20 protein-coding genes are annotated in these 23601 nt (G+C 72.9%); 8 read left to right on the top strand and 12 right to left on the bottom strand.

Translation table 11 applies throughout. The features are described 5' to 3' along the window. Positions 1-14: 14 nt before the first annotated feature. Together ACIBST_RS11050 and ACIBST_RS11045 are read right to left on the bottom strand one after the other, a co-directional pair. Positions 15-458 carry a hypothetical protein gene (locus tag ACIBST_RS11050; protein ID WP_397170882.1) on the bottom strand — a complete coding sequence of 148 codons (444 nt, stop codon included), beginning with the start codon at positions 456-458 and terminating at the stop codon, positions 15-17. A 127-nt stretch (positions 459-585) separates the two neighbouring features. Next, positions 586-2229 (bottom strand): chitobiase/beta-hexosaminidase C-terminal domain-containing protein, encoded by a 1644-nt coding sequence (locus ACIBST_RS11045; RefSeq protein WP_397170881.1) that lies wholly within the window; start codon positions 2227-2229, stop codon positions 586-588. 317 nt (positions 2230-2546) lie between these two features. On the opposite strand from ACIBST_RS11045, the gene ACIBST_RS11040 reads away from it, so the two are divergent. Further along, positions 2547-3017 (top strand): pyridoxamine 5'-phosphate oxidase family protein, encoded by a 471-nt coding sequence (locus ACIBST_RS11040; protein WP_397170879.1) that lies wholly within the window; start codon positions 2547-2549, stop codon positions 3015-3017. A 40-nt stretch (positions 3018-3057) separates the two neighbouring features. On the opposite strand, the gene ACIBST_RS11035 is transcribed toward ACIBST_RS11040, so the two are convergent. Further along, on the bottom strand, positions 3058-4095 hold the full coding sequence (locus ACIBST_RS11035) for a helix-turn-helix transcriptional regulator (protein WP_397170878.1): 1038 nt from the start codon (positions 4093-4095) through the stop codon (positions 3058-3060). A gap of 102 nt (positions 4096-4197) precedes the next feature. On the opposite strand from ACIBST_RS11035, the gene ACIBST_RS11030 reads away from it, so the two are divergent. After that, positions 4198-5043, top strand: coding sequence for an SDR family oxidoreductase (locus ACIBST_RS11030; RefSeq protein ID WP_397170876.1), 846 nt, complete (start codon positions 4198-4200; stop codon positions 5041-5043). 3 nt (positions 5044-5046) lie between these two features. Here ACIBST_RS11030 and ACIBST_RS11025 read toward each other — a convergent pair whose 3' ends face one another. The 6 genes from ACIBST_RS11025 to ACIBST_RS11000 are packed head-to-tail and all read right to left on the bottom strand — an operon-like array spanning position 5047 to position 11556. Beyond that, positions 5047-6402 carry a carboxylesterase/lipase family protein gene (locus ACIBST_RS11025; protein ID WP_397170875.1) on the bottom strand — a complete coding sequence of 452 codons (1356 nt, stop codon included), beginning with the start codon at positions 6400-6402 and terminating at the stop codon, positions 5047-5049. Further along, positions 6399-7721: a M28 family metallopeptidase gene (locus ACIBST_RS11020; protein ID WP_397170874.1), complete on the bottom strand. Its 1323-nt coding sequence runs from the start codon at positions 7719-7721 to the stop codon at positions 6399-6401. Before ACIBST_RS11020 ends, ACIBST_RS11025 begins: the two co-directional genes overlap by 4 nt. Further along, complete coding sequence (locus tag ACIBST_RS11015; RefSeq protein WP_397170872.1) at positions 7718-8518, bottom strand: carbohydrate ABC transporter permease; 801 nt, start codon at positions 8516-8518, stop codon at positions 7718-7720. The genes ACIBST_RS11020 and ACIBST_RS11015 overlap by 4 nt, the downstream gene beginning before the upstream one ends. Further along, positions 8515-9432 (bottom strand): carbohydrate ABC transporter permease, encoded by a 918-nt coding sequence (locus tag ACIBST_RS11010; protein ID WP_397170870.1) that lies wholly within the window; start codon positions 9430-9432, stop codon positions 8515-8517. The genes ACIBST_RS11015 and ACIBST_RS11010 overlap by 4 nt, the downstream gene beginning before the upstream one ends. Before the next feature lie 2 nt (positions 9433-9434). Continuing rightward, on the bottom strand, positions 9435-10688 hold the full coding sequence (locus ACIBST_RS11005; protein WP_397170868.1) for an ABC transporter substrate-binding protein: 1254 nt from the start codon (positions 10686-10688) through the stop codon (positions 9435-9437). A 10-nt stretch (positions 10689-10698) separates the two neighbouring features. Then, on the bottom strand, positions 10699-11556 hold the full coding sequence (locus ACIBST_RS11000; protein ID WP_397170866.1) for an alpha/beta hydrolase: 858 nt from the start codon (positions 11554-11556) through the stop codon (positions 10699-10701). A 66-nt stretch (positions 11557-11622) separates the two neighbouring features. Here ACIBST_RS11000 and ACIBST_RS10995 point away from each other — a divergent pair, with 66 nt between their 5' ends. Beyond that, positions 11623-12333, top strand: coding sequence for a TetR/AcrR family transcriptional regulator (locus tag ACIBST_RS10995; RefSeq protein WP_397170864.1), 711 nt, complete (start codon positions 11623-11625; stop codon positions 12331-12333). Here ACIBST_RS10995 and ACIBST_RS10990 read toward each other — a convergent pair. The 3 genes from ACIBST_RS10990 to ACIBST_RS10980 all read right to left on the bottom strand — a co-directional run bounded on the left by ACIBST_RS10990 (position 12303) and on the right by ACIBST_RS10980 (position 16859). Next, positions 12303-14201, bottom strand: coding sequence for a hypothetical protein (locus tag ACIBST_RS10990; RefSeq protein ID WP_397170863.1), 1899 nt, complete (start codon positions 14199-14201; stop codon positions 12303-12305). The two genes, ACIBST_RS10995 and ACIBST_RS10990, sit on opposite strands and share 31 nt — an antisense overlap. Continuing rightward, positions 14198-15778 carry a hypothetical protein gene (locus tag ACIBST_RS10985; protein ID WP_397170862.1) on the bottom strand — a complete coding sequence of 527 codons (1581 nt, stop codon included), beginning with the start codon at positions 15776-15778 and terminating at the stop codon, positions 14198-14200. The genes ACIBST_RS10990 and ACIBST_RS10985 overlap by 4 nt, the downstream gene beginning before the upstream one ends. A gap of 70 nt (positions 15779-15848) precedes the next feature. Then, positions 15849-16859 carry a LacI family DNA-binding transcriptional regulator gene (locus ACIBST_RS10980; RefSeq protein WP_397170861.1) on the bottom strand — a complete coding sequence of 337 codons (1011 nt, stop codon included), beginning with the start codon at positions 16857-16859 and terminating at the stop codon, positions 15849-15851. A gap of 157 nt (positions 16860-17016) precedes the next feature. Between ACIBST_RS10980 and ACIBST_RS10975 the strand changes: the two genes are divergently transcribed. Genes ACIBST_RS10975 through ACIBST_RS10955 form a run of 5 tightly spaced genes read left to right on the top strand, consistent with a single transcriptional unit; the run spans position 17017 to position 23573 of the window. Next, complete coding sequence (locus ACIBST_RS10975) at positions 17017-18306, top strand: ABC transporter substrate-binding protein (protein ID WP_397170860.1); 1290 nt, start codon at positions 17017-17019, stop codon at positions 18304-18306. Further along, a complete protein-coding gene (locus ACIBST_RS10970) occupies positions 18300-19154 on the top strand; it encodes a carbohydrate ABC transporter permease (protein WP_397170859.1) in 855 nt (284 codons plus the stop codon). The genes ACIBST_RS10975 and ACIBST_RS10970 overlap by 7 nt, the downstream gene beginning before the upstream one ends. Beyond that, complete coding sequence (locus ACIBST_RS10965) at positions 19151-19969, top strand: carbohydrate ABC transporter permease (RefSeq protein ID WP_364412031.1); 819 nt, start codon at positions 19151-19153, stop codon at positions 19967-19969. The genes ACIBST_RS10970 and ACIBST_RS10965 overlap by 4 nt, the downstream gene beginning before the upstream one ends. Continuing rightward, positions 19966-20955 (top strand): serine hydrolase domain-containing protein, encoded by a 990-nt coding sequence (locus ACIBST_RS10960; RefSeq protein WP_397170858.1) that lies wholly within the window; start codon positions 19966-19968, stop codon positions 20953-20955. The genes ACIBST_RS10965 and ACIBST_RS10960 overlap by 4 nt, the downstream gene beginning before the upstream one ends. Then, positions 20952-23573 carry a family 78 glycoside hydrolase catalytic domain gene (locus ACIBST_RS10955; protein WP_397170857.1) on the top strand — a complete coding sequence of 874 codons (2622 nt, stop codon included), beginning with the start codon at positions 20952-20954 and terminating at the stop codon, positions 23571-23573. The genes ACIBST_RS10960 and ACIBST_RS10955 overlap by 4 nt, the downstream gene beginning before the upstream one ends. Positions 23574-23601: the final 28 nt, after the last annotated feature.

Raw genomic sequence — 23601 nt, 5'->3', positions numbered from 1 at the left:
TCTGGGCGGCCGGGTCAGCCGCGTTTGGTGCGCCAGCGGGAGGTGCGGAAGCCGTCGGAGCGCTCCAGCAGGTAGGTCAGCCTGGCGGCCGTCTGGCGTACGCCGTCGTCGTGGCGGTGGCGCTTGCCGGGGGCGAGGCGGGAGCGGAGGTCGAGGATGTGGGCCAGCTCGCCGGCGACCTCCGAGACCAGCCGGTAGCGGATGCCGAAGGAGTGCAGGTCGCCGTGCACGTCGTCGACCAGGTCCTCGTCCACGTGCCGTTGCAGCGGTTTGAGCTTGGTGAGCAGTTGGGCGTCCATGCCGGCCACGGGCGCCCTGCGGCGGGCGTCGTCGGCCGGCACGGCCAGCAGGGCGCGGATGCGGACGAATGCCAGCGCCCGCTCGGCGTCCGGGGTGGAGGGGTGTTCGGCGAGGTCCAGCAGGCGCCGCAGGGTCTCCTGGGTTTTGTCGTCGAACATGACGACAAGTCTATTCACTCGTGCTCAGGCGCTCTTCCGCCGGCGACGTCACGTGGCGGCCGGGCGCGACGGCGCCCGGAAGAAGGCCCCGTCATCGACCGTGCCCGATCGACGACGGGGCCGCCAACTACTTCAGCACGTCCGCGGCGACCGGCGACTGGTTGCCCTGCGCGTCGACCGCGACGACCTCCGCGCGGTACCGCGCGCCGTCGCGCTGGACCGGGAGCGGAATGTCCAGGGAGGCGGCGGCGGGCACCACGTCGAAGCGGTTGGCGACCTTGGTGCTGAGCACCTCGGCGCCGTTGTCGGCGCGGGTGACGCGCACCTTGTAGTGGTACACCAGCTCGTCGTCCGCGGCCTGCTCGATGCGCAGCGCCAGGCGGCCGTCCTTGCCGGTCTGGGCCGTCAGCGGGTGCTGGGACGTCCAGGCCGGGGCCGTGCGGTTGCGGTTGGCGTCGGTGTAGGTGAAGTTCTGCACGACCTGGGCGTCGGCGCCGGCCGTCCTGATCTCCCAGGACCTGCCGGCCAGCGTCCCGTCGCTCTGGAACGGGGGCTTCCAGTTCGCCGACCACTTGCCGCCGGTGTAGATGTCGTGCAGGTCGGCGTTCAGGTTGATGCGGTTGACGACGGTACGTCCCCGGTAGACCTCGACGGCCAGCCCCTGGGCGGTGGGGGTCTCGAAGCGGTTGGCCAGCTGTCCTTCGGCGTCGAGCATCTGGTATCCGTGGTCGATCTCGATGTAGGACGAGCTGCCGTCGTTGACCGCGGTGAAGTTCTTCTGGTGGATCGAGCGCGGGTCGTTCACGTTCAGGTGGGAGTGGCCCGAGAAGTAGACGGCGCGCGGGAACTTCGACAGGTCCTCGGTGAGGCGCGGGTTGCTGGTCTGCTGGCCGTCCATGACGGTTCCAGGCGCCGGACGGTGCCCCTGGACGATGATCGGCAGGTCGCGGTAGGCGGGGTCCGCGGAGATCTGGCCGAGCTGGTCACGCAGCCAGGCGGCCTGGGCCGCGGAGTAGTTCTCCGTGTTGACCGTGATCATCGGGACGCCCTTGACGTCCGTGCGGTAGTACCCGTCGCCGGAGTCGGGGAACCACTCCTCGGGGTAGCCCGCACGGAGCTCGGCCAGGGTCGCGTCGTGGTTTCCGTACGACATGAACACCTGGGTCGCGTTCATGCCCTTGCGGGCCAGGTTCTCCTTGAAGATGCGGGCGGTCAGCTGGTGGTCCTTGCCGCGTCCGTCCCAGTTGTCGTTGATCATGTCGCCGTTGGAGAGGATGGCGTCCGGGGTGCCCAGAACCGACGCGATGGTGTCGAAGTAGGACGACCAGCGATGGCGGTCGGCCTCGTAGTCGCCGATGTGCACGTCCGAGACGATCATCATGCGGGCGATCGGCTGCTCCCCCTCGCGGATGAGGTACCCCTCGGACTTGACGGCGCCGGCCTGGTTGCCCTTGAAGGCGCGGGCCGTCAGGTTCGTGTCCTCGGTGATGCGGATGGGCTTGCCGGCGAAGGCCGGGCTGCTCTTCGTGGGAATGCTGCCGTCGGTGGTGTACCGGATCGTCTCACCCCGCCCGGCCCGCAGCTCGACGGACACCGCCTGCTCGTGACGACCGCCGTCGACGCTGAAGGCCGGGGCCTGCGGCGTCCCGTGCGGGGCGGCCGACGCGCTCTGTGCCAGCGGGAAGAGCCCCAGCCCGATGCCGACCGAGACTGCCGCGAGGTGGCGCCAGGCGGCCGGCTCCCGGCGGACAGTGAAGTAGGCATGTCGCATGTGGTGCTCCCCGATCTTGTCGCGGCGCGATCGACGCCACGACACGTGCTTCAAAAGTGAACGACTTGAACCTGGAGCACCAACATGTACGGAAACGGCGACCTGCATGAAATTCGCGCGACCTGAAAGGTAAGAAGTGACCATCCCGCCCCGCCGAGCTGATGACGACCCTCGGACCCCCGCGCGTCCTGCCTGGTCAGGGTCGGTTCCCGGGCGGTAACTCGGTGCCTTCGAAGTGCCGTCTTCCGCGGTGTCCTCGCTGCGGCGCACGATGCCCTGGTCACCGAAGACGTACCGAGTCCTGAGGAGTGCCGTCGATGACCACGTCATTCGCCGAGATCGAGAGCGAGTTCAACGCCTACGTCGGCGCCATCCGGTACGCCACGATGGTCACCGTCGACGCCAGGAACCGTCCCCGCACCCGCATCCTCATCCCCGTCTGGGAGACCGTGGACGGCCGGCCGCGCGGCTGGCTGGCCACCTACCGGACGCCGGTCAAGGCGGCCCACCTCGCGGGCAATCCGCACACCTCCTTCTCGTACTGGAAGCCCGGCAACAGCTCGGTCGCCATCGAGGCCACGGCCGCCTGGGTCGAGGATGCGGAGACCAAGCGCCACGTCTGGGACCTCTACCGGACGACCAGCCCGCGCGGGGCCGGTTACGACCTCGGGGCCTTCTGGCGGTCGCCCACAGACCCCGCGCTGCACGTCCTCCGCCTGGAGCCCTGGCGCGTCCAGGTGATCCGCGGCACCGATCTCCGCAGCCGCATCTGGACGCCTCCGGCATGACCGCCCGCGGAAGGCCGCGGGCGGGGCCTCGCAGCAGCCCTCAGCGCGGGTCGGCGGCGTGGGCGAAGGCCGCCGCACGGTCCCGGAGCAGGGCGGCGAGCTCGGGAGAGTCGACCACCTCGAAGGGCCATCGCACCCAGAGCAGGCCGCCGGCGAGGACCTCAAGGCGTACGTCCGCGATGCGCCAGTGCGTCGCCGCCTGGCCGGTGGCGGTGGTCGTCGGGGCGAAGTCCGTGGCGAAGCCGCCCATGTACGCCTGCACCTGCTCGATCGGGGCGTGGATGAGGATCGTCGCCGAGTGCCTGCGCGGCGGGGCGCCGAGCCGGCCGGCGACGAACGCGGCCGGATCGCCCCCGGGCACCTCCTCCGGCTCGAAGCGCACGCCCGTCGCCGACGCCCCCGTGATCCGGTCGACGCGCAGCACCCGCCAGCCGCTGTCGCGGTCGAGGTCGCCGTCGCGGTCGCGGTCGAGGTCGCGGCAGACGAGGAACCACCGGGTCTGCCGGGGCACCAGGGCGGCGGGCTCGACGTGGCACGGGGTCTCCCGTCCGGTGTCGGCCCCCTCGGTGCTCATCACGCGCAGCCGGACCCGCTCGGCGTCCCGGCAGGCCAGCGCCAGGACCGCCAGCACGCCGGCGTCCAGGGGCGCCGGGTAGGCGCCGGCCACGGCGTTCGGCGTGCCGCCGAAGGCGACCGAGGAGCGCAGCGCCCGCACCCGCCCGCGCACCGCCGGGGGCATCACCTGCTCCATCTTGGCCAGGGCGGTGAGCGCCACCTCGCCGCCGCCGGCCGCGCCGCCGGCGGCCGACGAGGCGAGGGCGGCGGCCACGGCGAGCGCCTCGTCCGGGGTGAACACCAGCGGCGGCAGGTCGCTGCCGGTGGACAGCCGGTAGCCGCCGTCGGGGCCGCGACGCGCCTCGACGTGGTAGCCGAGGCGGCGCAGCCGATCGACGTCCCGCCGGAGGGTGCGGCCGTCGACGCCGAGGCGGCCGGCGAGCTCGCCGCCGCTCCAAGACCGGCGGGCCTGGAGCAGTTCCAGCAGGCGCAGCGCCCGCCCGGTCGTGGTCTGGTCCGGCATACCCGCCGAGCCTAATAGAAGTGGACAGAAACTGCCCTGAATGGTTTCTAGGTTGGAGTTCGGGCCGGATGGACCGGCCCCACTTTCCTGAGGCGGGTCCTCTTGAGCATCCTTGTCACCGGCGCGACCGGCGCCGTCGGCCGTCACCTCGTCACGACCCTGCTGGCCCGCGGCGCCGCCGTGCGCGCGCTGACCCGAAAGCCGGACGACGCGGGCCTGCCGGCCGGGGCCGAGGTCGTGGCCGGCGACCTGGCCGACGCCGCCACGCTCGGGCCGGAGGTGTTCGCCGGCGTCGATCGGGCCTTCGTCTTCCCCGCCGAGGGCGTGGCGTCGTTCGTCGCCGCGGCCGCCGCCCGCGGCGTCCACCGCTTCACCGTGTTGTCCTCGCTCGCCGCCGCGAAGGAGTTCCGGCGCGACCACGGGTCGGCGAGCCAGGTCCACCACGCGGCGGTCGAGTCCGCCGTGACCTCCCGCGCCCAGGCCTGGACGATCCTGCGTCCCGGCACGTTCGCCGGCAACCTGCTCTCCTGGGCCTGGCAGATCCGCTCCGGCGCGCCGATCCGGGCGCCCTACCTCGCCTCGGCGCAGGCCCCGATCCACGAGTACGACGTCGCCGAGGCCGCCGCCGAGACCCTGCTCCGCGACGATCACCTGGCGACGGCGATCCCGCTCACCGGCCCGCAGGCCCTGACCCGCGCCGAACAGGTGGCGATCATCGGCGAGACCCTGGGCGTGGAGATCCCGCTGGTGGAGATCACGCCGGCGGAGTTCCGTGCCGAGGCCGGGCGGTTCGTCCCCGAGCCGGTCATGAAGATGCTGCTCGACTACTGGCACGACACCCTCACCGTCCCTGACGTCCCGCGTCCGGTGACCCCGGTGACCGGACGGCCGGGCCGCACGCTCGCCGAGTGGGTCGCCGACCACCGCGCGGACTTCACGGCCGGCTGACCCTCACCCCGGCGGCGCGGGATCGTCGAAGATCATGGTGTGGCCGAGCGGCCAGCCGGGGTCGCCGGTGCGGGCGAAGCGCACCCAGGCGGCGTGCATCGCGTCGGCCAGCGCCTGCGGCGCGCCCGGTCCCGCCGTGCGGGCGACGCCGGGCGCGTCCAGCACGTCGAAGACGAAGGGCAGGTCCAGGTTGTGCACCGCGCCCACGCGTCCGCCGCCGGCCGGGCTCTCGACCGGCGACTCCCAGCGGAACTCGTAGCCGTAGGCGGGCCTGGCCTCGCGGATCCAGCGGGTCTCGCGGGTGAACAGATGCCGGGTGACGGCGCGTGCGACGCGCTCGGCGGGCGTGAGGCCGGGCTCGTCCACCTGGACGCCGAGGTGGTCGAGCACCGCCCGCGCGGCGGCCTCGTCGAGCCCGGCGGCCATGCCCCGGACGAACACGTCGGCCTCCTGGGACGTGCAGCCCACCAGCAGCGGAAGGCGCCCGCCCGCGCCCGCCCGCAGGGCGTCCAGCGGGACGGCCGGGATCAGGTCGCCGTCCACGACCGGCTTGACCGGCACCGAGTCGTTCAGCCCGCCGGGGCCGCCGGTCAGCGGCGGCGGCTGCGCGGCGACGAGCGCCTCGGGGGGCAGCGCGGCGAAGGACGCCCTGGTCGGGGCGATGCCGAGGCGGGCGGCGAGCGCCCTGGCGTGGTCGCGGGCCTCCTGCTCGCCGGCGACCAGGGTGGCCGAGCCGCTCATCACGATCGCGCGCCGGAACAGCCCTTCGGCGCGGGGCATGGTGAGCAGGGTCGCGACGGCCGCGGCGCCCGCCGACTGCCCGGCGACCGTCACGTTGCCGGGGTCGCCGCCGAAGGCCGCGATGTTGTCGCGCACCCACTCCAGCGCGGCCAGCCAGTCGAGCACGCCCCGGTTGAGCGGGGCGTCGTCCAGGGCGAGGAAGCCCTCGAAGCCGAGCCGGTAGTTGACGGCCACGCAGACCACGCCGTCGCGGGCGAAGCGGTGGCCCTGGTGCCAGGCCGCCCCGTTGCCGCCGATGGCGAACGCGCCGCCGTGGATCCAGACCAGGACGGGCAGCCCCGTCTCGCCGCCGCCGGGGGCGCGCACGTCGAGGTTGAGGCAGTCCTCGCCGGTCTCGAAGACGTCGGGCGCGTACAGGCCGATGTCCGTGCCGGCCGCCTGCGGGGCGGCGGGGCCGCGCGTGACGGCGGGCCGCACGCCGTCCCACGGCGGTGGCGGGACGGGCGCGCCGAAGCGGTGCTCGCCGAAGGGCGGGGCGGCGTACGGCACGCCGAGGAAGGCGAGCCCGCCCTCCTCCGCCCTGCCCTCGACCAGCCCCGACGTGGTACGGACGATCATGCGCGACGCCATCCGGCCGTCCCTTCGACGATTCTGACGGCCGCCCGGGTGAGCGGTTCGAGGCCGTCCTCGTACACCTTGTCGAGGGTGTCGGCCGAGTCGAACAGGTACATGGGGGCCGACAGGAAGTGCACCAGCGGCACCCCTTCGGGGTGGAAGAAGGCCCCGTCGGTGGGCGGCATCGGGGAGAAGGCGTCCGGCGGCAGCACGAACGAGCGTCTCAGGTCCTCCGCGACGAGGGCCGCCGCCACCAGGCTCTCCAGCTCCGGCTTGCGGGTGGTGAACCACCAGCCGGGTTCGGGGTCGCCGGTGGGGACCAGCTCGCCGTCCGCGGCCACGCACCGCCGGGCGGCGTGCTCCAGGTGGAGCTGGAGCACGACGTCGCCGAGCAGGCCGCGGTGCTGCTCGATGAAGGCCCGGGTGCCGGCGGCGTGCGCCATGTGCCCGGCGGTGAGCAGGAAGAGCAGGTTGTGCGGCCGGTCCCGCTCGGGCACGGCCGCCCAGTACCGGGCGGCGGCCAGCACCAGCGCGATCCCCGAGGCGTCCTCGACGGCCGAGGCCCAGGGCGCGTCGTGGTGTGAGCCGATGATCACCCACTGGCCGGAGCGGCCGGGCAGCGTGCCGATCACGTTGTGCGAGACGGCCGGGCCGGTCTCCGACTCGACGGTGAGCGTGCCCGTGCAGGGGCCGGCGTCGACCAGGTCGAGCACCCGCCGCGAGTCGCCGCCCGACAACCAGACGGCCGGCAGGTCGCGGTGCACGGCGTCGTAGGGCACGTAGTAGTCGCGGGTCTCCCACGGCACCCCGGTCAGCGCGCCCGCGAACGCGGCGGCGCCGCCGTCGATCACGCCCTGGAGCACGTCGAGGTAGTCGAGCTGGAACGGCAGCGTCTGGACCAGGTCGTCGAAGACGCCCTCGGGGTCGTGCACGGCCGTCGCCAGGTCCCTGACGTAGGACTGCGGCAGCTCGGTGAAGGCGTACTCGGGCACGACGATCGCGCCCGGCACGACCTCGCGGCTGACCGGCGCGGTCACGCTCGCCTTGGGCGTGGTGTACGGAAGCGCGGACGCCGCCACCCGCACCACCCTGGACGGGTCGGCGTCCAGGCGCACCACCAGGGACGCCGTCACCGGCCGCCAGACGGGCAGCTCGACCGGCGCGAGCCGGACGTCGCGCAGCCCGAACTCGGTGAACCGCCCGGCGGCCCACGCGGCGGTCCAGTCGTCGGCCGGATAACCGGGACGCCGGACGCCGCGCGCGGTGACCGTCTCGATCCACTCCATCATCAGGGTGGCGCCGGGGATCAGGTCAGGGATCATCGTTTCACCCCTCCGAAGGTGAGCCCGGCCACGTAGTAGCGCTGCAGCGCGACCATGAGGACGAACGGCGGCACGGCGGTGACCAGCGCCGCGGTGGTGGTCAGGTGGTAGGTGACGCCGACCTCGCTCTGGAAGTTGGCCAGCCCCACCGGCAGCGGCCACAGCTCCTGCTCGTTGGCCACGATCAGCGGCCACAGCAGGTTGTCCCACTGCGCCAGGAAGTGCACCAGGAACAGGGTGATGAGGGCGGGCCGCAGCAGCGGCACGGCGATGCGCGCGAAGATGCGGAACTCCCCCGCGCCGTCGACCCGCGCGGCCAGCAGCAGCTCCTTCGGGATGCCGAGGGCGAACTGGCGCACCAGGAAGACGCCGAACGCGCTGATCATGCCCGGCACCATCATGCCCTGGAACGTGTTGACCCAGCCGAGCTCCTTCACGATGAGGAAGACCGGGATGACCATGACCATCGGGGTGAGCGCGAGCGTGCCGACCACCAGCGCGAACAGCACGCGGCGGCCGGGGAAGGACAGGTGCGCCATCGCGTGCCCGGCGGCGGCCGAGAAGATCACGTCCAGCACGCCGGTGCCGACGCACAGGATCAGGCTGTTGCGCAGGTACGTGGGCAGGTTGCCCGCGCCGAACAGCACGCCGATGTTCTCGGGCAGGTGGAAGCCGTTGAAGACCAGCCCGCGCAGGTCGGTGTCGTCGGGCGCCGAGGCGACGACGACCATGGCGTAGACCGGCAGCAGCATGAACCCGACCGCGACGATCAGCCAGGCGGCGCGCAGCACCCTCATTCGTCGCCGCCCTTCAGGAACGCGAACTGCAGCGCCGAGACGATCACCATGGCGACGAGCAGCACCATGCCCATGGCGGCGGCGTAGCCCATGTGCTCGTAGGGGAAGGCGTTGGCCCAGATGTAGTACGGCAGCACCTGGGTGGCGTCGGCGGGCCCGCCGCCGGTGAGCAGGAAGGCGGGCACGAACGCCTGCATCGATCCGGCGACCGAGATGACCAGGACGAACAGCAGCGTCCTGCGCAGCAGCGGGAGCGTGATGCGGGTGAACGTGGTCACCGGCCCCGAGCCGTCGATGGCGGCGGCCTCGTACACCTCGCCGGGCAGCGCCTGCAGCCCGGCGGTCAGGATGATCACGAACAGCCCCATGCTCTTCCAGACGACCATCACGACCAGGGCCCAGATGGCCAGGCCGGAGCTGGTCAGCCAGGACTGCGCGGGAATCCCGGCCAGGCCGAGGAGGGTGTTGGCCAGGCCGCGGTCGGAGTAGATGATCACCCAGACCATGGACGTGGCGGCCAGCGGCATCACGGCCGGGATCATGACGAGCGCCCTGAGCCAGCGGTTGAGCCGTCCGGGCCTGCTCAGCGGCACGGCCACCAGCAGGGCCAGCACGATCGTCGGGACGACCGTGCAGACCGTGTAGACGACGGTGATCCACGCCGAGTTGAGGAAGCCGGGGTCGGCGAACATGCGCTCGTAGTTGGCCAGGCCGATCCAGTTGGGCGTCCCGGCCATCTCGTAGTCGGTGAAGCTGAGATAGATCGCCGACAGGAACGGGACCAGCCAGAACACCACGAAGAAGACGGCCACCGGAAGGGTCAGCGCCACGCCCGCCGTGGCCTGCGGCCGGGCCTTGACCCTGCCGAGCACGCTCACCGGGCCGTGCGGACGGGCCCCGACTCCGCCGAGCACGCTCACAGGACCGGTCGCACGGTGGCGTCGAAGGTCGCCGCGGCCTGGGCCGGGGTCGCCTTGCCGTGGGCGACGGAGTCCACGGCGCCGGACGCGGCCTTGGCCAGTTCCAGCGCGCCGGGGATGATCGGGCCGAAGTCGACGTGCGGCAGGCTGCCGGCGACGATCTCCATGATCTCCGACTTGCCGCGCGGCCCGGCCTCGCGCCAGCCCTTGGTCGGGATGATGATGCCGTTGTCGAGGTTGGCGGCCACCGACGGGGCGCCCTGGAGGTAGTTGACCAGGTGCCAGGCGGTGAACTGGTTGGGCGAGTCCTTGGCCACCCCCCAGCCCCACGTGTAGGCGGGGACGACGGACGGCCCGCCGTCCCAGGTGGGCATGGGGGCGACGCCGTACTGCTTGCCGAAGGTGAGCTTGTCCTTGCCCAGCTTCTCCAGCGCGGGGCCGAGGAAGGCGCCGCTGACGACCATGGCCGCCTGGCCGGAGTAGAACAGGCCGAGCGCGCCCAGCGGGTTGGAGAGCTTGGGGTTGCCGAGGCCCGACATGTACGTCAGGGCGGCGATGCCCTGCTCGGTGGCCAGCGACGCCTTGCCGCCGCCGTCCGTGACGAGCTCGCCGCCCTTGCCGCGGACGAGGGCGGTCAGCGTCATGAGGGCCCACTGGGGGTCGCCGTAGAGCCATTGCAGGCCGACCCGCGCCCGGTCGGGCGAGGTCAGCTTGGCGCTGTACTCGGCGACCTCCTCCCAGGTCGCCGGGGGCTTGTCGGGGTCGAGCCCGGCCTGCTCGAACCGGTCCTTGCGGTAGTAGAGCAGGCAGGGGTTGAAGTCGATGGGCACGCCGTAGGGCACGTCCCGGTAGGTCAGCGGGGCGGTGGTGCCCGGCTCGTAGTTCCCCAGCGGGAGGGCCTTGGTGTCGACGGGGGCGAGCCGCTGCTTCTTGGCGTGGGCTGGGAAGCTCCAGTGGCCGATCTTGAAGACGTCGGGCGGGGCGCCGCCGCTGAAGGCGGTCAGCAGTTTGGCGTCGAGCTGGCCCACGGGCAGGTAGAGCAGCTTGACGTCCACCTTGAACTCGGCGATGTAGCGGTGCACGAGCTCCTGGAACTGCTGGCCGGTGTCCTGCGAGCCGTGCAGCCAGACGGTGACCTCGCCGTGCGGCCCGGCGGCCGCGGCCTGCTGCCGGGGCTGGTCCTTGCCGCATCCGGCGAGCAGGGTGAGCGCGCCGGCGGCGAGGAGCCCACGCCGCGTCAGATCCGCCATGGTGGTTCTCCTAGGTGAGGTTCTTGAGCGCCTGGTTCTGCCAGGCGGTGTTGGTGGGGAGCTCGGGGGCGCTGCCGGCGAACGCCCCGCGGGCCTGGGCGTCGGCCTGGAGCCGGTACCTCAGCCAGGCGGTCACGTAGCCGAGGAAGGCCCCGCCGGTGTTCTGGATGTCGTTGTGCCCCGCGCCCTTGAGCAGCGCCCGGCCCGCTCCGGCGGTGGCCTGGTCGTAGTAGCCCTGCACGGTCGCGGCCGAGGAGATCAGCCAGTCGTCCGCGCCGCTGAGGAACAGCACCGGGCAGGTCAGGGCGGCCACCGAGAACTCGTCCCCGGGGCTGGCCATCCACTGCGCGGGCACGGCGATCGGCACCACGGTCTTGATCAGCCCGGCGGAGTGGTTGGCCGCGTTGACGACCCCGCCCGCGCCCTGGGAGTGGCCGACGGCGCCGATCTGGGCGGTGTTCAGCTTGCCGTGGAAGACGCTGGCGGGGTCGGCGTCCAGGCCGGCCAGGTGCTGGGCGGCGGCGAGGATCTCGGCGCCGGTGCCCGTGGTGGTGTCGGTGGAGGCGACCACCGCGAAGCCCCAGGAGGCCAGGTGGTTGAGCAGCCCCGGATAGTTGTCGGGGGTGGCCCACGAGCCGTTGCCCCACGTGACGATCGGGTGGGTGACGCCGCCCGCGCCGAGGTTCGAGGGGTAGTAGAGCCGGTGGCCGCCCGAGGTGCCGGTGGCGACCGGCCACGGACCCGTCGCCTTATAGATGGTCTCGATGGTGGAGGCGGCGTCGGCCGCGGTGGTCCGCGACAGGAATCCGGCCGACACGAGGCCGAGCGCCCCGGCCCGCAACGCCTGCCGACGAGTGAAGTTCTCCATGGTCACCTCGTGGGATATTTGGAGACGTGAACGTCTCCTAAAAGAGAGAAGTACGATCGGTGAGCGATGTCAAGAGATGAACAGAAGGAAGTTCCGGCGGTCCGGCCGCTGCCCCGGGGGCGGCACGGGCTCTCCCCCGACACGGTGCGCGAGTCGCAGCGCGACCGCCTCGTGGAGGCCATGCTGCGGCTGGTCGCCAGGCGCGGCTACGCCGCCACGACCGTGCCCGACGTGATCGCCGCCGCGCGGGTCTCGCGCAACGCCTTCTACGCCCAGTTCGCCGACAAGGAGGCGTGCTTCCTCGCCGGATGCGAGCGCGACCTGCCCGAGATGATCGACTCGATCCGGACAGCGGCGTCGGGGGCGGCCGACCGCTGGCGCGTGGCGCTGCGGCTGGGCCTGGCCGCCTACCTGCGGTGGTGGCAGGAGCGCCCGGAGTACGCGCAGGCGTACTTCGTGGAGTTGCCGAGGGCGGGCGAGCGGGCCGTCGAGCAGCGTGACACCGCCTACCGGCCCTTCCTGGACATGCTGGCGGCGCTGGCCGCGCGGGCCAGGCTGGAGGACCCGTCGCTGCCGCCGCTGCGCGCCGCGATCCCCCGGCTGATCGTCTACGGCACCACCGAGTTCATCGCCTCGGAGGTGCGCGCGGGCCGCGCCGCCACGCTGACGTCGTCGGCGGGCGACCTCTACCACTACACCGTCGCCCTGCTCGCCGGCCCTGATCACGGCCTCGATCAGGGCTCTGATCACAGCATCGCGACCACCCCTTCGGCCTGAACCCGCCAGCCCTCGGGGAAGCAGCCCGACGCCGCCATGTGGGCGACGGCGGCCAGCAGGCCGCCGTTGCCCGGCAGGTAGAGGGGCAGCAGGCCGGGCCACTGGTGGTTGTGGCCGCTGGGCAGGTACGTGTTCTTCGGGGCGTCCATCAGCAGCGCGTCCACGGCGGTGCCGGGCTCGCCGAGCCGGGCCGCGCACATGGCGAGCATCGGGAAGTCCCAGCCCCACGCGCTGTCCCAGTCCCAGTCGGCGAGCACGTCGTGCAGGGTGGCCCGCATGATCTCGGGGTCGATCAGCGGGGTGGGCGGCACGAACCCGAGCGCGCCGGTCATCGAGGGATGGTCGGTCCTGACCGTGTACGGCTCCACGCCGATGGCCGCGTACACGCCGTCGCGCACCAGCGGCCGGGCCAGGCCGTCCAGCACCCGCGCCCACTCCGGGTCGGGGTCGAGGCCGAGCAGGCCCCGCCAGCGCTGGGCCGTCGCCAGCCCCCACCACCAGTAGGCCAGCTCGAAGGCGGGGTCCCGCACCGACCTCCTGGACTCGTGGTAGGACTCCTGCGCCGGCACCAGCGGCGGCCCCAGGTGCCCGCCGGCCGCGAAGGAGGCCATGAACTCGGCCGTCTCGAACACCAGGTCCCGGTACTCCTCCAGCGCCGCCGGGCGGATCCGGCGGAGCAGCTCGGCGAAGGAGATCAGGTGCGGCTGCTGCCAGACGATGAAGGCGCCGATCTCGCTCGGGCTCTCCCTGCCCTCCGGCCCCACCTGCTTGGGCCAGCGGGCGCCGCGGAACCCCTGCCGCGCGGCCGTGTCCCTGGCCCGCGGCAGGATCGAGCGGTACCACGGCAGGCTGCGCTCCAGCAGCTCCGGCCGGCCCCACAGGGCGAAGTGGGCGGCGTGCCACCAGTGCATCTCCAGGTGGAACTTGCCGCTCCAGGAGTTGACGGCCAGCCCGGTCTCCTGCGGCGGGGTGGTGCCCGCGCAGTTGACCGCGGTGAGGTACTGCGAGAGCACGACCCGGCGTTCGAGCTCGGGCGCCCGCGGGTCGGCGCTGCCCTCGAAGCTGACCGCGCCGCCGCGCGTCCAGAACCGCTCCCAGTGGGCGGCGGCGGCCGTACGGACCTCGGAGAAGGACGGCAGGTCGCCGCCGACGGGGTGGCGGGCGAACTCGACGACGAGCTCCAGCTCCTCGCCCTGGATCAGGTACACGTGGGGGGCGGGCGAGGTGAACCGCGCCGCTCCCGTCCACTCGGCGGCCACGTGGTAGCGGTCCTGGTCCAGGACGCGGGTGAAGTCGCAGCGCGAGCCGCGCCGCGCGCACGTGGTGGTGTGCCGGTCGGGGCTGTCCCAGTCGGCGGTGGTGTGCCAGCCGTCGCTGGCGTAGGGGAAGGCGATCCTGATGCCCGTGCCGCCGGCGACGCGTACGGCCAGCAGGTCGCGCTCGGGATGACAGACCGTCTCCACCTCGTGCGGCCGGCCGCCCAGCTCGAAGGAGCTGGACAGCGTGCCGGTCCACAGGTCGAGGGTCTGCGCCGGCCGGCCGAGCGGGGTGTCCTCGCCGGTGTCGAGGCCGATCCGGCCGAGGTGCAGGCGGTGCGGGTTCACGTGCAGCCAGCCGCCCGCCTCGGTGGCCGGGTAGAGGTCGGGGTAGCCGACGCCGTCGTAGTCGGTGAGCGCGTCCTCCAGCACGTGGCCCTTGGGGTTGGGCATCGTGTGCCAGCCCCACTGCGCCTGCGTGCCGAGCGGCGCGAACGTCTGGAGCCCGGTGGCGTCGGCGGTGAAGGCGAACTCGCCGTTGCCGACGGTGAGCGGGCACCCGGCGTCGGCGACGTTGTGCCGGCGCACGAGTGCCCTTCGGTCTATGCTCACGCACACCCCGGCGTGCCAGAGGCGCGCTGCTGGCGCATGGTCGTCACGTCGCCCGCGACGGCCGACTGGGCCATCGGGCCGAGGTCGAGCACGACGTCGGTGAAGGCGAGCGACGCCTTGCGCATCACCGGCAGGTCGATCGCCTCGGCGCCGAACTGCGGCGAGAACAGCGTCTTGGGCGCGGCGATGGGCGCGATGACGGGCAGCAGGTGCTGGTTGTACGGCGTGCCCTCGCCGCCGAAGCTGCAGTGGTGCGGCACGGTGGCGAGGTCGGCCGCCGACAGGCCCTTGAGGATCGCGGTGCGGCGCACGTCCCAGTACTCGATGTGGCCCTTGACCAGCTCGCGCAGCGGCGTGCTCTCGCTGACGGGGACCCACAGCAGCTCGGTGAGGGTGGGGCTGGCGACGAGCTGCTTGCCCGGCAGGCCGTTCGGCCTGGCGACGGCGTCGTAGCGCTTGGCGCCGAGGTGTTCGAGGACGACGACGGAGGAGACCTTGCCCTGGTCGTACTCGGCGTCGAGCTGGGCGGCGAGCTGGCCGGCGCCGCCCTCGCGGACGTCGGGGCCGGTCAGGTGCTGGTAGAGGTGGCCGGTCACGAACGCGAACTGCACGGTCCGCGGACGGCACTCCACCGGCAGCGTCGACAGGTAGCGGGCCATCTCGATCATGGTGAGCGGGCCGTTGTCCCACACCGGGCTCATGCCGTCGGTGTGGCTCTCCACGACGATCTTCTGGGCGCTCCCGCCGGGCAGCGTGGCGAGCAGGGTGCGGGTCGTCGTCGGCGTCCAGGCGGCGTTCACCTTCAGCGACGCCTGGACCGGCTGCCCGGCGGCCAGCGCGTCCTTGATCTGCTTGCCCTGGTCGGCGCCGACGTACGCGCCGGGCACGCCGTACGGCAGGCCCTCGTAGGGGGCGTACATGTCCTTGATCTGGGCGTGCGGGAGCTGGCTGACCTCGATCACGCCCAGCGCGCCCGCGGCGGCGGCCGCCTTGAGGTCGGCGTCGGCCGCGGCCGGGGCCTCCATCGACTCCGAGCCGAGAAGGTTGATCGTCATGCCCGGGTCGTACATGGAGTAGCCGAGCGTGGGCGGATAGAACAGCAGGTTGGGCACGCTGGTCCAGGGCAGGTCCCGGACGACGATCTTCCCGGCGGCGTTGGCGGCGGTGATGTTCGTCCCCGCGGCCAGGTGGACGAGCGGCGCCGAGACGCCGCCCGCGCCGGTGGAGGAGGAGAACGGCACGGGCGCCGCGACCTGCACGGACGTGCCGCCGACGGTCAGCCCGGTGCCGAGGTTGTCCCAGCGGTCGATGGCGTAGGGCAGGGAGGAGAGCTGGAGGCCGGGGATGGCCGACATCTCCTCCTCCAGCCAGTCGACGTAGCCGGCGTGCGCGGCCGAGCCGGTCGGCCTGGGGCCGAACGTCCCCTGCCGGGTGGCCAGGGCGCTCAGGCGGGCCTCGGAGGCGAAGGCGGCCGGGTCCACCCTGACCGGGCAGGTCGTGGCGGACGCCTGGGCCAGGGCCGGTTGCGCGGGCGCGACCAGCGGGAGGAGAAGGGCGAGGAGAGCGAGTCGTCTCACGTGGGGGGTCCTTCCATCGAATCGTTTTAATGCATGGCCCGCGACAGGCCCCCGGGGCGCGGCCGGCCTGTCAGGGGCGGGGCGGTCCGGTGGTGCCGCGGACGATCAGCGTGGGCGACACCGACGACGCCACCGACCGCGTGCGTCCTTCGATGCGCTCGACGAGCAGGCGCGCGGCGGTCGCCCCGATCACCCGTCCGTCCTGGTCGACGCTGGTGAGCGAGATGCGCTTGAGCGAGGCGATGCCGATGTTGTCGTACCCGGCGACGGACAGGTCCTCCGGCACCGACAGGCCCGCCTCGTCGGCGGCGCGCAGGACGCCGAGCGCCGCGATGTCGGCCCCGGCGAAGATCGCGGTGGGCCGGTCGTCGCGGGCGAGCAGTTCCCGCGCGCCCTCGAAGCCGCCCTCCTCGGTGAAGGAGGTGGCCAGCACGTCGTCGGGCAGCCCGTGGGCGCGCATCGCCTGGCGGTAGCCTTCGGCGCGCACCATGTGCGGCAGTCCCTGGGCGCGGGCCCGCTCCAGGTGGGTGATGTGCGCGATGCGGGTGTGCCCGAGCCCGACCAGGTGGTCGACCACGAGCCGGGCCCCCATCACGTCGTCGTCGACGACCGCGTCGTGGTCGGCGGCGCCGCCGTGCCTGCCGACGACGACGACCGGGACGGCCGCCGCGATGGCGGCCAGTTCGGCGTCCGTCATGACCGGCGAGATCAGGATGAGCCCGTCCATGCTGCGGTCGATCATGGCGTCGGTCATCCTGGCCTGCGTCTTGGGCTCGATGCCGCCGGGCCCGAGCAGCACCTGGTACTCGGTGTCGCCCAGCCGGCCGGTGATGCCCTCGATGATGTCGGGGAAGAACGGGTTGCGGGTGTCGGAGAGCATGACGCCGAGGGTGTAGGTGCGTCCGCGCAGGGCGCGGGCCGCGGCGTGCGGGCGGTAGCCCAGCTCGTCGATGGCCTGCCGCACCTTGGCCTGCATCTCCGCGCTGACGCCGTACGCCCCGCGCACCACCTTCGACACGGCGGCCGTGGACACCCCGGCCCGCCTGGCCACGTCGGCGATCGTCACCCGTCCGCTCGTCACACGCCATCCTTCCGGGTTCTCGTAGAACGAACTACACACTTTGCTGGAAGCAGAGGCTAGTCCTCCCCCACTCCTCAGGTCCACCCCTTGACGGAGGTTTCGATCTTGCCGTAGAACGTTCTACACATTCTCCCCCCACATGAACAGGAGCACGAGCGTGAGAGCACCATCTCGTCCGCTCGGCGCGGCGATTGGCGCCGTCCTCGCCCTGTCCCTCTCCGGCTGCGGGTCCGCCGCCCCGGAGGGGACCGGCCAGGTGAAGCTGACCCTCTGGCACAACAGCGCGGATCCGGCGCCGCTGCTGGAGATGTACAAGAAGTTCGAGAAGCAGTCGGGCCACAAGATCGAGCTCGTGTCCATCCCGTCCGACGGTTTCGAGGACACCACCCAGACCAAGTGGGCCACCGGGGAGCGCCCGGACATCCTGGAGTACCACGCGACGGTGAGCGGCCTGCTCGCCCTCAACCCGGCCGAGAACCTGCGCGACCTGACCGGCGAGGCGTACATCGCCAGGTCCGGCGACCTCTACCAGGCCGCCGGCGCCGTGGGCGGCAAGGTCTACGCCGCCATCACCGGTTTCCCCCAGGTCTTCGGCCTCTACTACAACAAGAAGGTCTTCGCCAAGGCCGGGCTGACCCCGCCGGCGAACTTCACCGAGCTGGCCGCCGCGTGCCCCAAGCTCAAGGCCGCCGGCGTCACGCCGGTCTTCGAGTCGGGCGGCTCGATCTGGCCCGTGCAGATCCTGCCCATCCTCTACCTGGCCGGCGCCAACCAGGCCAACGCCTACGGCAAGGCCATCGCCGGCCACAGCAGCACGCTGGCCGACCCCGGCTCGCCCTTCGTCGCCGGACTGACCGCCTACGCCAAGCTGAAGGCCGACGGCTGCTTCAACAAGGACATCGTCACCGCCAAGTTCGAGGACTCGATGAAGGCCCTGGTGACCGGCGAGGCCGCCATGGTCGCCCAGCACTCCGACATGCTCCCGGCCCTGCTCGCGGCCGCCGGCGGCGACCAGAAGGCCGTGGACGAGTCCGTCGGCTTCGTCGGCCTGTCCAGCGACAAGCCGCTGGTGACCTACGCGCCCGGCCCGATCGGCACGTTCTACCTGCCCAAGACCGGTGACACGGCACGCGAGAAGGCCGCGCTCGACTTCGTGCGCTTCATGACCGGCCCGGCCTACGCCGAGTACATCACCGCGTCCAAGACCTTCCCGGTGCTCAAGGACGTGCCCGGCCCGCAGGGCGTCTCCTCCGTGCTGCAGGACGTCAAGAAGGCGTACGACACCGGCGCCGTCATCGCCTTCAACTCCGACATCCCCGGCATGGGCGGCCTGGCCCAGCTCATGTCCGAGCTGATCGCCGGCCAGAAGGACCCGCAGAAGGCGGCGACCCAGCTCCAGGGCCAGGTCGAGCAGGCGGCCAAGGCGGCAGGGCTGCCCGGATGGTGATGCGGAACAGGGCGGCCTGGCTGCCGTGGGCGCTGCCCGCGATCGTGCTGGTCACGGTCTTCTTCGTCGCCCCGTTCCTGCTCAACGTGCGGTTCGCGTTCTCCTCCTGGACGAGCTTCCGGGCCGAGATCACCTGGAACGGGCTGGAGAACGTCCGCACGCTGATCGACCAGGACCTGCTGGCCAACGCGGTCACCGTGACCGTGCTGTACGCGGTCCTGTGCATGGCGATCCAGAACACGGTCAGCCTCTCGCTGGCCCTGGCCCTCCAGCGGACCAGCGGAATCAACACCGTCTTCCGCTCGGCGTTCTTCCTGCCGACGCTCATCTCGCCGCTGGCCGCCGGCTACATCTGGCGCGGGCTGCTGGCCCCCGACGGGGCGATCAACTCCTTCCTCGGCATCGAGTGGGCGTGGCTGGGCGAACCGTCCACCGCGCTGGTGGTGGTCGCGTTCATCGACGCGTGGAAGTGGAGCGGGCTGATCACCCTGGTCTACATCGCGGGACTCAACTCCATCCCGAAGTCGCTGCTGGAGTCGGCGACCGTGGACGGCGCCGGCCCGTGGACCCGGCTGCGGCGGGTGGTGTTCCCGATGCTCGCCCCGGCGCTGACCTTCAACGTGGCGGTCACGCTGGTGGGCGCGCTCAGCGCGTACGACGTCATCGCCGCCACCACCGGCGGCGGCCCCGGCGACCACACGCGCGCCCTGAACGTGGTGATGCGCCAGCAATGGGGACAGGGCTTCTTCGGCTCGGCCAGCGCGCTGGGCTTCACCGTGACGCTGCTGGTGATCGCGACCGCCGTCCCCCTGGTGTGGTGGCTGCGGCGCAGGGAGGTGACGGGATGAGAGCGGCGCTCAAGTACGCGGCGCTGACGGTCTTCGCGGTCCCGTGGGTGCTCGTGCCCGTCTGGCTGGTGGTCGTCAACTCCTTCAAGCCCGCGGGCGAGGCCGCCGAGCTGGGCCTCGGCCTGCCCAGGACGTGGGCGATCGCCGAGAACTACGGCATCGTGCTCGACCGGGGCGGCTACCTGACCGGGCTGCTCAACAGCCTCAAGGTGACCGTGCCGATCGTGATCGCCGTGGTGCTGCTCGGCGCGGCGGCGGCGTGGGCGTTCGGGCGCAGCCGGTCACGGTGGCTGCAGGCGGCCTACTTCGTGATGGGGCTGTCGATCCTGCTGCCGCCGTCCATCATCCCGACCGTCTACCTGCTGCGCGCCCTGTCGCTGGACGGCGGCTCGCTCGGCTACGTGCTGACGATGACCGGCTGCCGCCTGGGCGTGGTGATCTTCCTGGCCACCGGGTTCGTCCGGGCGTTCCCGCCGGACCTGGAGCAGGCCGCCGCCATCGACGGCGCCTCGCGTCCGCAGGTGTTCGTGCGCATCCTGCTGCCCCTGCTGCGGCCGGTGCTGTTCGTCGGCGGCGTGATCCTGATCATCAACGTCTGGAACGACTTCTTCTTCGCCCTCTTCCTGCTCCAGGGCAGCGCGAACGCCACGCTGCCGCTGAGCCTGTTCCAGTTCGCCTCCGGCACCCTGCAGAGCCTGAACTGGAACCTCGTCTTCGCCCACGTCCTGCTCACCACGCTGCCCCTGGTGGCGGTGTACGCCGTCGCGCAGAAGCGCGTCCTGGCCGGCCTCACGGAAGGTGCACTGAAGGGATGACCACGCACGACATCGCGCTCGACTGGGTCAGGCGCGAGATCAAGGAGGGGCGGCTGCCGTGCGCGGTGTTCGGCGCCGCGACCTCCGACGGGATCCAGGTGCTGGAGGCGTTCGGCGCCCACGACGGCCGCGAGACCAGGACCGACGACCACTTCGCGCTGTTCTCGGTGACCAAGCCGCTGATGGGCCTGCTGGCCCTGCGCCAGGTCGAGCGCGGGCTGTTGTCGCTGCGCCGCCCGCTGCGGGACGTGCTGCCGAACTTCGCCCGTCCCGACGTGACGCTCTGGCACCTGCTGACCCACACCAGCGGCATCGCCGAGCAGACGCTGACCCCCGACGACCTGGTGGAGCACCTCCTCACCGCGCCGTCGCTGTTCGAGGCGGGCACCCTCAGCCACTACTCCAACCTGGCCTTCGCCGGGATCGCGGAGATGGTCCGCGACGTCACCGGGCGCGACGTGGCCGAGCTGGTCGACTCCGACCTGAACACGCTGGTGCCGGGCGGCGGGCGGATCACCTTCGACCCCGCGTGCGCGGCGGCCGAGGTGCACGGCCTCGAACTGCTCGGGCCCGGCTTCGACTTCGAGGCGTTCGTCCGGCTCCGCCACCCGGCGGGCGCGCTGTTCTCCCGCGCCGAGGACCTGCTGGCGCTGGGCGGGGCGCTGCTGCGCGGCGACCGCGCGCTGATCCACCCCACCACCCTGGCCGCCATGACGACCCCGCAGACGACGGGCCTGGTCAAGCTCCAGCCCGACCCGGTCAACGCCGGGCAGGACTGGGGACTCACCTGGAACCTGCGCCACTCGGCCCCCGGCCTGCTGGAACGGCGGCTGTACGGGCACGGCGGCGCCTCGGGCTGCCAGTGGTGGATGTACCCGGAGCAGGACGCGTGCTTCGTGCTGCTGATCAACGTGATGGCGCCGAGCCTGTCCGGCGTCGACATCGACGGCCTGCACAACGCCTTCACCACCGGGCTCGATGCGTGAACCGGAACTCGGGGGTGCTCGACGTGCAGGTCTCGGGCGCGCAGACGCCCTACATCCGGCCGGCCCCGCCCGGCGCGCGGGCGGGCCTGACGTGCGGCCTGGCCGACCCGGTGGGCGTGGACGAGCCGTCCCCCCGCCTGTCGTGGGACGCCCGGACGACCGCGGAGGCCACCGTGGCGCTGTCCGCGGACGGGCGCGAGGTCTGGCGGTCCACCGTGCCCGCCGGGTCGCACGGCGTGGACGTGCCGGACGGCCTGCTGAGGCCGCTGACGCCGTACACCTGGGAGGTTGAGGGGCTGGCGGCGGGCGCGTTCACCACGGGCCTGCGGGCGCGCGGCGCCTGGGACGCGCCCTGGCTGCCGGGCGATCCCGAGGCGGCGGTGAGCCTGCGCGGGACGTTCACCTGGCGGCCCGCGCCGGGACGCGCCTGGCTGGCCGCCACCGCGCTCGGCGTCTACCGGGCGCTGCTCAACGGCGCCCGGCTGGGCCAGGAGGAGCTGGCCCCCGGCTGGACCGACTACGGCCACCGGACGCGCTACCGGCTGCTGGAGCTCACGGACCTGCTGGCGCCCGGCGAGAACGAGCTGGAGCTGTGGCTGGCCCCCGGCTGGTACGCCGGTCACGTCGCCGGCGGCGGCCCGCGCCGCTACGGCGACCGGCCCGCGGTCAGCGCCCAGGTGCTCGTGCGCGACGACGACGGCCCGCGCCGCGTGTTCGCCACGGACGCCGCCTGGACCCGGCGGGACCTCGGCCGCCCGCGCGCCGACCTGGTGATGGGCGAGACCGTCCAGACGCCCTCGGCAGGGACCGGGCCGGCCGGGACGACCGCCGCGCCGGAGATCCTGGTGGAGGCCGACCCCGCTCCCCCGGTCCGGGTGATCGGCACGGTGCCCGCCGTGTCGGTGACCGAGCCCGCGCCGGGCGTGCAGGTGGCCGATTTCGGGCGGAACGTCGTCGGGCGCGTCCGGCTGCGCGTGGACGCGCCGGGGCCCGTGCGGATCGTCGTGCGGCACGGGGAGGAGCTGACCGCGACCGGGCGGCTCTACACCGACAACCTGCGCACCGCGGACCAGCGTGACGAGTTCGTCCTCGACGCCGGATCACACGTCGTGGAGCCCGCCTTCACCCTGCACGGGTTCCGCTACGCGGAGGTCACCGGCTGGCCGGGCGCGCTGAGGCCGGACGACCTGGAGGCGGTGCTGCTGTCGTCCGCGCTCGCCGTCACCGGCTCGCTGACCGTGAGCGACCCCGCCGTGCGGCAGCTCGTCGCCAACATCGGCGCGTCGGCGGACGGCAACCTGGTCAGCGTGCCGACCGACTGCCCCCAGCGCGACGAGCGGACCGGCTGGACGGCCGACATCTCGGTGTTCGGCTCGACGCTCAGCTTCCTGCGGCACACGCAGGCGTTCCTGTCCGGCTGGGTGACGACGCTGATCGACGGGCAGCGGGCCGACGGCGCCGTCCCGCACGTCGCGCCGGTGCTGCCCGAGTACGGCTACGACTCCCCCGTCTGGTCCGACGCGCTGGTCGAGGTGCCGTGGCTGCTGTGGCGGCGCTACGGCGACGACCGCACGTTGCGCCGCGCGTACGACCCGATGCGGCGCTGGGCCGCCTACTGCCTGGCGCAGTCCGACGACGGCCTGCGTCCGGGCCGGGCGCTGGGCGACTGGCTGGCCCCCGGCACGGTGGAGACGCCCAGGAGCCTCATCGCCACCGCCGCGCTGGCCCGCAGCCTCCGCCTGATCGCGCACGCGGCCGCCGTGCTCGGCGAGCCGCACGGCCCCGAGTACGACGAGGCCGCCGCCCGCGTGTCGGACGCGTTCCGGCTGGCCTTCCTCGACGGCCCGAGGCTGCGCACCGAGACGCAGACCGGCTACGCCGTCGCCCTGGCCTGGGATCTCGTCCGGCCTGAGGACCGCGCCGGGTCGGCTCGGGCGCTGGCCGACCTGGTCCGCGCCGACGGGCACCGGCTCATGACGGGCTTCGTCGGCACCCCCCTGCTGCTGCCCGTGTTGTCGGAGACCGGCCACCACGACCTGGCGTGCCGGATCTTCAACCAGGAGGGTTACCCGTCGTGGCGCTACCAGCTCCGCGCCGGGGCGACGACCATGTGGGAACGCTGGGACGCCTGGCACCACCGGCACGGCCTGCAGACGCCGGCCATGAACTCCTTCAACCACTACGCCTACGGCTGCGTGGGCGACTGGCTGTTCCGGCACGTGGCCGGCCTGGGCGACGACCCGCGCGGGACGGGCGGCGGGTTCGGCGAGCTGCTGCTGCGTCCGGGCCCCGTGCCGCTGCTGCGGCAGGCGCACGCCCGGTACGCGAGCGCGTCGGGGGCCGTCGAGTCGGGCTGGCGGGCCGGGCCCGACGGGGTCCAGTTCACCTTCGCCGTCCCGGAGGGCGTGACCGCCCGCGCGGTGCTGCCCGTACGCGGCGCCTGGGACGGGATGACCGTCAACGGCACCTTCCTCATGGGCCTGGGCGAGCAACTGCCGACCACCAGGCTGGCCGACGGCGGCTGCGCCCTCGACCTGCCGCCGGGCCGCTGGTCGTTCACCGCCCCCGCCGCCGCCACCGCCCACCTGCTCCAGGAGTGGGACGACCTGGGCCGGTGAGCCGGGGGGCCGGGCGCCTCCGCGCGCC

The organism is Nonomuraea sp. NPDC049684, from assembly GCF_044465345.1.
In the GTDB taxonomy this organism is placed as follows: Bacteria; Actinomycetota; Actinomycetes; order Streptosporangiales; family Streptosporangiaceae; genus Nonomuraea.
Note: the sequence above shows the minus strand (reverse complement) of the source record. Positions and strands in the feature narration are given on the sequence as shown.